The following is a 3254-nucleotide window of genomic DNA, read 5'->3' as shown; positions in this document are numbered from 1 at the left end:
GCAGCCGGTCGGTGCCGTGCAGCGCCAGCGTGCCGCCGAACCCCGCGATGGGGTTCAGCAGCACGCCGACGCCGAGGGGAGCCATGACCGCCGCTAGGCCTTCCGCTGCGCTTCGACGGCCCGGTCGAGGCCGGTGCGCACGCCGGCGACCATGCGCTCGAGCTCGCTCTCGGTCACCACGAAGGGCGGCGAGAACGAGACGGTGTCCGCGGCCGGCAGAGCGCGGGTGATCACGCCTTCGGCGAGCGCTCCCTGGTAGACCGCGCCCGCGAAGGCGCCCTGGGCGGCGAAGGGGCGGAGGGGCTCCCGCGACTCCACGAACTCGACGGCGGCCATGAGGCCGCGCCCGCGGATCTCACCGACGTTCGGATGGTCCGCGAACGCCGCGTGCAGCAGTTCGCTCAGCAGCTCGCCCTTGCGCGCGACCTCGGCCACGAGGCCGTCGCGCTCGATGATGTCGAGGTTCTTCATCGCTGCGGCCGCGGCGAGCGGGTGCGCCGAATAGGTGTATCCGTGGCCGAAGCTGCCGTACTTGGCCGAGCCCTCGAGCATCACCTGCCAGATGCGGTCGCTGACGAGCACGGCGGAGAGGGGGACGTAGGCGGAGGTGATGCCCTTGGCGACCGTCATCAGGTCGGGCTGCATGTTCACGGCGTTCGATCCGAACGGCACGCCCAGGCGGCCGAAGCCGTTGACCACCTCGTCGGCGATCAGCAGCACGTCGTGGCGGCGGAGCACCTCCTGGATCTTCGGGAAGTAGGTCTCCGGCGGCACGATCACGCCGCCGGCCGCCATCACGGGCTCGGCGATCATGGCGGCGACCGTCTCGGGACCCTCGTTGATGATGAAGCGCTCGAGCTCGACGGCGAGGGCGGTGGCGAACTCGTCGTCGGTCTGACCCGGCTCCCGCTCCCAGAGGCCGTGCGGCGGACGAACGTGGCGGATCATCGGCAGCGGCAGGTCGAAGCCGTCGTGGAGGTTCTTGAACCCGGTGAGCCCGCCCGAGAGCACCGTCACCCCGTGGTAGCCGCGCCGGCGGGAGATGATCTTCTTCTTCTCCGGGCGCCCGAGCACGTTGTTGTAGTACCAGACGAGCTTCGCCTGGGTATCGTTCGCGTCGGAGCCCGAGTTGCCGTAGAAGACCTTGCTCATCGGCACCGGCGCCATCTCGATGAGCCTCTCGGAGAGCTGCGCCGGCAGGTCGGTGCCCATCGACGAGAAGGCGTGGAAGTAGGGCAGCTTGAGCGTCTGCTCGCGGAGGGCGTCCGCCATCTCCGGGTGGGAGTAGCCGACGTTCACGCACCAGAGGCCGGCCATCGCATCGAGGTAGTCCCGACCCGCGCGGTCGGTGACGGTGGAACCGTGGGCGGACACGACGGTCATCGGCGGGCCGGTCTGCTCGTGGGCCGCCAGATTCGTCATGGGATGGAAGAGGTAGTTCTTGTCCTTTTCCTCGATCTCCACGTGCTTCTCCCTTACAGTTGTGTTCGCATAACGCACTTTTGGTCGCAAATCGAACAATACCGCGTATGCTTGGCATCGTCCACACGATAATCGTCCACGTACATGAGAAGCGAGGATCCGGCCATGGTTTCGACTCGAGAGGCGCTCGCCGACAGCGGCCTGCTGCGCACCGAACTCTTCTACGGCGGCCAGTGGCGCGAGGGCTCGACCGGCGAGCGCAGCGCGGTCATCGACCCGGCGACGGGCGAGGAGATCGCGCAGGTCGCGGTCGCGACCGCCGAAGACGTGGAGGCCGCTATCGACGCGGCCGGCGAGGCGTTCACGACCTGGTCGAAGGTGCCCGCACCGGAGCGGTCGCGCATCCTGCGCCGGTGGTACGAGCTGGTGGTCGCCCACGCCGACGAGCTCGCCGAGATCCTCACCTGGGAACAGGGCAAGCCCCTCGCCGAGGCTCGGGGCGAGGTGCTCTACGGCGCCGGCTTCATCGAGTGGTTCGCCGAGGAGGCCAAGCGGCTCTACGGCGAGGTCATCCCGACCAACAACCCGAACCGGCGCATGATGACGACGCGCAGCGCCGTCGGGGTCACCGCGGCCATCACGCCGTGGAACTTCCCGAGCGCCATGATCCTGCGCAAGGCCTCGCCGGCGCTCGCCGCCGGCTGCACCATGATCATCAAGCCGGCCAGCGAGACCCCGCTCTCCGCCTTCGCCCTCGTCGCCCTCGCCGAGCAGGCGGGCATCCCCGCCGGCGTGCTCAGCGTGGTCAACGGCAAGGGATCGGTCATCGGCGGGATCTTCACCTCGCACGATCTGATCCGCACGATCAGCTTCACCGGATCCACCGAGGTCGGCCGCACGCTGATGGAGCAGTCCGCCGGCACGATCAAGCGTCTCGCCCTCGAGCTCGGCGGCAACGCCCCGCTGATCGTCTTCGACGACGCGGACATCGAGACCGCGGTCAAGGGCACGATGGACTCGAAGTTCCGCAACGCCGGCCAGACCTGCGTCTGCGCGAACCGCATCTTCGTGCAGGCGGGCATCCACGACGCCTTCGTCGCGGCGCTCGCGCGCGAGGTCGCGAAGCTTCGCGTCGGCGACGGCCGCGATCCCGAGACCACCCAGGGTCCGCTGATCTCGCAGTCGGCGCTCGAGAAGGTGGAGTCGCACGTCGCCGACGCCACGGCGAAGGGCGGCACGATCGTCAACGGCGGCGCGCGGAGCGATCTCGGCGGCACCTTCTACTCTCCCACCGTGATCGTCGGCGCTACCCCCGAGATGCGCGTCGCGAGCGAGGAAACGTTCGGCCCCATCGCCCCGGTGTTCAAGTTCACGACCGAGGAGGAGGCGATCGAGCTGGCGAACGACACGGAGTTCGGTCTCGCCGGATACTTCTTCAGCCGTGACATCGGCCGCGTCACGCGCGTCGCCGAGGCGCTCGAGGTGGGCGTCGTCGGCGTGAACACCGGCCTCATCTCGTACGAGGGCGCACCGTTCGGCGGCGTGAAGCAGTCGGGCATCGGCCGTGAGGGCTCGATGCACGGCATCGAGGAGTACACGGAGCTGAAGTACATCTGCATCGAGGGAGTGCTGTGAACGATCTCAGCGGGAAGACGGTGCTGGTCACCGGAGCATCGAGCGGCATCGGGTTCGCGACGGTGCGGCGCCTGGCGTCGACGGGCGCGCGGGTGGTCGCGCACTACCATTCGAACGCGGACGGGGCGCGCGCGGCGACGACCGGGTACGCCGAGGGCGATGCGATGCTCGTCTCGGCGGACCTCGGAGCGCCGGGC

General features: G+C 69.1%; 3 protein-coding genes. 2 read left to right on the top strand and 1 reads right to left on the bottom strand.

Annotated features, from left to right (window positions below; translation table 11 throughout):
• Positions 1-93 precede the first annotated feature (93 nt).
• Positions 94-1464, bottom strand: a complete 1371-nt coding sequence (locus tag ACFPZL_RS11465; protein ID WP_218114518.1) for an aminotransferase — start codon at positions 1462-1464, stop codon at positions 94-96.
• A 123-nt stretch (positions 1465-1587) separates the two neighbouring features.
• Between ACFPZL_RS11465 and ACFPZL_RS11460 the strand changes: the two genes are divergently transcribed.
• Together ACFPZL_RS11460 and ACFPZL_RS11455 are read left to right on the top strand one after the other, a co-directional pair.
• Positions 1588-3057 carry an NAD-dependent succinate-semialdehyde dehydrogenase gene (locus tag ACFPZL_RS11460; protein ID WP_218114519.1) on the top strand — a complete coding sequence of 490 codons (1470 nt, stop codon included), beginning with the start codon at positions 1588-1590 and terminating at the stop codon, positions 3055-3057.
• A partial coding sequence (locus tag ACFPZL_RS11455; RefSeq protein ID WP_382335490.1) for an SDR family NAD(P)-dependent oxidoreductase occupies positions 3054-3254 on the top strand: 201 nt, incomplete at its 3' end. The genes ACFPZL_RS11460 and ACFPZL_RS11455, both read left to right, overlap by 4 nt.

Source organism: Leucobacter soli (assembly GCF_042659205.1).
Taxonomy (GTDB): domain Bacteria; phylum Actinomycetota; class Actinomycetes; order Actinomycetales; family Microbacteriaceae; genus Leucobacter; species Leucobacter soli.
Note: the sequence above shows the minus strand (reverse complement) of the source record. Positions and strands in the feature narration are given on the sequence as shown.